General features: G+C 66.8%; 6 protein-coding genes. 5 read left to right on the top strand and 1 reads right to left on the bottom strand.

Annotated elements, in window-relative coordinates:
- Positions 1-48: 48 nt before the first annotated feature.
- The 5 genes from V6M49_RS04410 to V6M49_RS04390 all read left to right on the top strand — a co-directional run bounded on the left by V6M49_RS04410 (position 49) and on the right by V6M49_RS04390 (position 5136).
- Entirely contained in the window at positions 49-345 is a 297-nt protein-coding gene (locus V6M49_RS04410) for a rhodanese-like domain-containing protein (RefSeq protein WP_332760220.1), read from the top strand.
- 57 nt (positions 346-402) lie between these two features.
- Positions 403-765, top strand: a complete 363-nt coding sequence (gene trxA, locus V6M49_RS04405) for a thioredoxin (RefSeq protein WP_332760218.1) — start codon at positions 403-405, stop codon at positions 763-765.
- Positions 766-875: 110 nt separating this feature from the next.
- The gene (locus V6M49_RS04400) at positions 876-2282 is read left to right on the top strand and encodes an MBL fold metallo-hydrolase (RefSeq protein ID WP_332760217.1); all 1407 of its coding nucleotides are present in this window, start codon (positions 876-878) and stop codon (positions 2280-2282) included.
- A 51-nt stretch (positions 2283-2333) separates the two neighbouring features.
- On the top strand, positions 2334-3818 hold the full coding sequence (locus tag V6M49_RS04395) for a multicopper oxidase family protein (protein WP_332760215.1): 1485 nt from the start codon (positions 2334-2336) through the stop codon (positions 3816-3818).
- A gap of 31 nt (positions 3819-3849) precedes the next feature.
- Entirely contained in the window at positions 3850-5136 is a 1287-nt protein-coding gene (locus tag V6M49_RS04390; RefSeq protein ID WP_332760213.1) for an MFS transporter, read from the top strand.
- An 87-nt stretch (positions 5137-5223) separates the two neighbouring features.
- Here V6M49_RS04390 and V6M49_RS04385 read toward each other — a convergent pair whose 3' ends face one another.
- Positions 5224-5364 carry a hypothetical protein gene (locus V6M49_RS04385; protein ID WP_157769000.1) on the bottom strand — a complete coding sequence of 47 codons (141 nt, stop codon included), beginning with the start codon at positions 5362-5364 and terminating at the stop codon, positions 5224-5226.
- Positions 5365-5421: the final 57 nt, after the last annotated feature.

Raw genomic sequence — 5421 nt, 5'->3', positions numbered from 1 at the left:
GAACCCGTCCGCTAAGGACAACAGCCCAACTATCCGAAGGAGAAACCGATGACTGAAATCACCGTCAACGAAGCCGACCAGCGCCGATCCACTGACCGGATCCTCGATGTCCGCGAGGACTTTGAGGTCGCCGAAGGCATGATCCCGGGAGCACTGCACATCCCCATGGGGCAGCTGCAGGCGCGACTGTCCGAGCTGGACCCCACAGTCCCCGTCATCGCTGTCTGCCGCAGCGGCAACCGGTCCGCCCGCGTCGCAGACGCACTCAACGGGGCCGGCTTCACCGCCGACACCATGGCCGGCGGCATGATCGCCTGGAACCGCGCAGGCCTCCCCACCACCTGACCGCCGGTCAGGACCATATGCCCGCTTTAGAGGACACCGGAAGGACACGAACTGGTCATGGCAACCATCGACATCACTGAACAGAACTTCGCCGAAACCCTGGAGAACAACGAGATCGTCTTCGTTGATTTCTGGGCAGCCTGGTGTGGCCCCTGCCGCATGTTCGCACCCACTTACGGCGCCGCCGCCGAACGGCACGCGGACATCACCTTCGCCAAGGTCGACACCGAAGCCGAACAGGCCCTCGCCGCCGCGGCCGGCATCACCTCCATCCCCACCCTGATGGCTTTCAAGGACAAAACCCTGGTCTTCTCCCAGCCCGGAGCGCTCAACGCCACCGGACTCGAAGAAGTCATTCTGGGCGTAAAGAACCTGGACATGGACAAGCTCCGCGCCGACTCAGCGCAGCACCACCCCTAACATCCCAACAAAAAGACAGCTGCTACACCCAGCATTGCGGGATACCCCCAGGGGTATTAGAATTGATGCAGGAACAGACACGAAACTTCCCCTCATGAAGGAGAGCACCAATGCTTATCGAGCGCATTTACGATGAAGACCTCGCCCAGGCCAGCTACCTGATCGGCTGCCAGGCCAACGGAACCGCAGTGGTGGTTGACGGCCGCCGGGACATCGCGGTCTACCAGGATCTGGCGAAGAAGAACGGCATGAAGATCGTCGCCGTGACCGAAACCCACATCCACGCCGACTACCTCTCCGGCACCCGCGAACTCGCCGCCGCCACGGGCGCGAAAATCTACGTCTCCGGTGAAGGCGGTCCGGACTGGCAATACGAATTCGACGGCGAACGCCTTTACGACGGTGACACCATCACCATTGGCAACATCAGCATCCAGGCCCTCCACACCCCCGGGCACACCCCCGAGCACCTGTCGTTCCTGGTGACCGACGGCGCATTCAGCGACCAGCCCGGCTACCTGCTCTCCGGCGACTTCGTCTTCTCCGGTGACCTGGGCCGTCCGGACCTGCTCGACGAGGCAGCCGGCGGCATCGACACCCGCTTCGAGGGCGCCAAGCAGCTGTTCGCCAGCCTGCGGGACAAGTTCCTGACCCTGCCGGACTACGTCCAGGTCCACCCTGCCCACGGCGCGGGCAGCGCCTGTGGCAAGGCCCTGGGCGCCATCCCCTCCTCCACCGTCGGCTACGAGCGCCTCTACGCCTGGTGGGGCCCGTACCTGGCCGCCAACGAGGAACAGGGCTTCATCGACGAACTCCTCGACGGCCAGCCCGACGCGCACGCTTACTTCGGCCGCATGAAGCGCGAAAACCGTGAAGGCCCGGCCATCATGGGCGAACGCGCCCCGCTTCAAGAACTGGACCCGGCCGACGTCGCGAAGGACCTCGCCGAGGACACCGTCACCTTCATCGACACCCGCCCCCACACCGAAGTCCACGAAGGCACGGTCACTCGCTCACTGAACGTTCCCGCCGGCAAGTCCGTGGCCAGCTACGGCTCCTGGGTGGTCAACCCGGAAACCGACAAGAACCCTCTGGTGCTCCTGGCTTCCGACCAGGAAACCGCGCAGGACATGTGGGACCACCTCGTCCGGGTCGGCATCGACAACGTCGCCGGCTACGTCACCACCTTTGAAGGACTCCCCACGTTTACCCCGAAGCTGATCCAACCCGCCGCCCTCGCCGACTTCGATGCGGCCATGGTCCTGGACGTCCGCAACCGCACCGAGCACACCGCCGGGAACATCCCCGGCTCCCACCAGCTCAGCGGCGGCCGTGTCATGTGGCACCTCGATGAGCTGCCCACCGACGGCACCATCGTGACCTACTGCCAGTCCGGGGTCCGGAACTCCGTGGCTGCCAGCGCCCTGCGCCGCGCCGGGTACGACGTCGTCGAGCTCGACGGCAGCTACGCCGCCTGGGACGCCTGGCAGAACTCTGGCCAGTCAGCCAGGGCATAGAACCACCGGCATCAGCGCGTCCCGGCGACGGATACTGGAGGAGGACGGCCGGTGAGGCCGCTGACACGCCGCCAGCTGCTGGCACTGGGTGCGGTCGGGGCCGGCGCTACGGCTGCCGGCGGCGCCGGGCTGTGGCTGGCCACCGGCAACGGACCCGGATACACCGGGGGTGAGGACCTGACCGAACCCCAGGTGCTGGCCAGCCGCGACCGGGTGCTGGAGCTGGACCTGACCGCCGCGCCGGCACGGGTCCGGGTCGGCGGGCGGGATGCCTCCGTCCAGGCGTTCAACGGCTCACTGCCCGGTCCGACCCTGCGGGTCCGCGCGGGCGACACGATCCGGGTCACACTGCGCAACGGGCTGCAGGCTCCCACGAACCTGCACGTGCACGGACTGCACGTCTCCCCACAGGGCAACAGCGACAACCCGTTCGTAAGCATTGACCCGGGCGGGTCCTTCGACTACGAGTTCACCCTGCCCGAGGACCACCCGCCTGGTACCTACTGGTACCACCCGCACCGCCACGGGCACGCCGCCGACCAGGTCGCCGCCGGCCTCTACGGGGCCATCGTGGTGGAGGACCCCGACCCGGTTCCGGTCACCCGGGAGCGGGTGCTGGTGGTCTCCGACCTGTCCCTCGACGCTGCCGGCAATCTCGCCGAGGTGGACCAGATGCAGCAGATGATGGGACGTGAGGGAGAGATCGTCCTGGTCAACGGGCAACTCCGCCCGCAACTGCGCGCCGCGCCCGGAGAACGGGAGCGGTGGCGGATCATCAACGCCTGCCCCTCCCGGTACCTGCGCCTGGCACTTGACGGACAGCAGGTCCGGCTGCTCAGCAGGGACCTCGGGCGCCTGCCGATCCCCGAGGACGTCACCGAAGTGGTTCTCGCCCCCGGCAACCGCGTAGAGCTGCTCGTGGAAACCCGCGACGGGTCCGCCGCCCTCACGGCTGCCGCCCTGGACCGCGGCAGCATGAACGCCATGATGGGCAGGGCCATGAGGGGCGACAACGAATCCGGTGGCGGCCCGGTCGAACTGCTCACCCTGGCCGTCTCGGGAAGCGCGGGCACTGACCCCGGGCCCGTGCCCGAGGGCCGGCCCCTGCGCGATCTACGGAACGAACCGGTCACCGCCGCCCGCACCCTGAACTTCGCCATGGGCATGAATGGAAACATGGGCGCGGGAATGGGCAGCGGACAGGGCACCATGATGGCCTTCACCATCAACGGACGGGAGTTCGACCCCGAACGGCTCGACGAGACGGCCGCAGCCGGGACCGTGGAAGAGTGGACCCTGACCAACTCCAGCCCCATGGACCACCCCATCCACCTGCATGTGTGGCCGATGCAGATCGTCCAGGACGGCGACCGCGACGTGACCAGGCCCAAATGGCAGGACGTAGTCAACGTCCCCGCCCGCAGCCAAGTGAAAGTCCGGGTGGCCTTCGACGACTTCGCCGGCCGCACCGTGATCCACTGCCACATTCTGGACCACGAAGACCAAGGCATGATGGCCACCGTCCAAGCCCGCTGACCGGCACCCCTAACACCGACAGGATCCGCCAATGGCCTTAGGCAACACCCCCTCCCGCCAGCAGCCTCGGACAACCGAGGTCATCACGCTGGGACTGCGGCAGAACCTGGCCCAGTTCATGCTCCTCGTCGCCGTCAACGCCCTGGTCGGCGGCACCCTCGGCCAGGAACGCACCGTGCTGCCGCTGCTGGCTGAGCGAGTCTTCCACCTCGACGTGTATACGTCGGCCCTGACCTACATCCTGGCGTTCGGTCTGGCCAAAGCCGCGACCAACTACTTCGCCGGAACCCTCTCGGACCGTTACGGCCGCAAACCGGTCCTCGTCGCCGGCTGGCTGATCGCCCTCCCGGTGCCCCTCCTGCTGATCTTCGGGCCTTCCTGGGGATGGATCGTGGCAGCCAACGTGGTTCTGGGCATCAGCCAGGGCCTGACCTGGTCCACCACCGTGATGATGAAAATGGACCTCGTCGGTCCCGAACGCCGCGGCCTGGCAATGGGGCTGAACGAAGCAGCCGGCTACCTCGGCGTCGCAGGCACCGCACTGGCCACCGGCTACATCGCTTCCTCCTACGGACTGCGCCCCGGGCCCTTCCTGCTCGGCGCTGCCTTCATCGCCGTCGGCCTCGGCATGTCCGTGCTGACCATCGGCGAAACACACCACCACGCCAAAGCCGAAGCCGCAGCGCACGTCCCGGTCCACGCCGGCAGCCATGCCGGGCTGAGCAACCGTGAGGTGTTCACTCTGACCAGTTTCCGGGACAAGTCCCTGTCCTCCGTCAGCCAGGCCGGGATGGTGAACAACCTCAACGACGGCCTCGCCTGGGGCCTGTTCCCTGTCCTGTTCGCCGCCGCAGGGCTCAGCATCGAACGCATCGGCATCCTCGCCGCCGTCTACCCGGCCGTCTGGGGCGCCGGTCAACTGATCACCGGCGCCCTCTCGGACCGGATCGGGCGCAAACCGCTGATCGCCGGAGGCATGCTCGTCCAAGCCCTGGGGCTCGGTATGGTCGCCCTCGGAAATGACTTCGGAACCTGGCTTGCCGCCGTCGTCCTGCTCGGTGCCGGCACCGCCATGGTCTACCCCACATTGCTTGCAGCGATCGGCGATGTCGCCCACCCCGAATGGCGGGCCAGGTCAGTCGGCATCTACCGGCTGTGGCGCGACGGCGGGTTCGCCGTCGGCGCCCTGCTCTCCGGCATCATCGCCGACGCCTACGGCATCCCGGCAGCCGTCGCCGTCGTCGCCGGCCTGACTGCGCTCTCCGGCATCATCGTGGCCGCACGGATGCGAGGCAGCGACCACCGCGGCCAGGGATGAACGAGTGGAACCACTTCAAGGACGGATGACCGGGATGCCCAAGTCGGTCGGACTGACCCAGAATCAAGCGGTCCAGCGACCTCAGCGTCAGACGGCTTCCTCTGCATGCTCAGCGCACCGCACCGTCGCGATCAGCTGGCCACCGCCGTCGGCCTTTACATAGTGGGTCACGTGGTTCGTGATCCTGCCGCAGTGATCACAGAAGCACGCGTGTTGTTTTGTCTGCATAGCGAGATGTTACGCAGTTCGATGGATTTAAGGCGAAATCCCGGCTAGGAATGTGGA

Origin of the sequence: Pseudarthrobacter sp., from assembly GCF_036675385.1 — a bacterium.
GTDB lineage: Bacteria > Actinomycetota > Actinomycetes > Actinomycetales > Micrococcaceae > Arthrobacter.
Note: the sequence above shows the minus strand (reverse complement) of the source record. Positions and strands in the feature narration are given on the sequence as shown.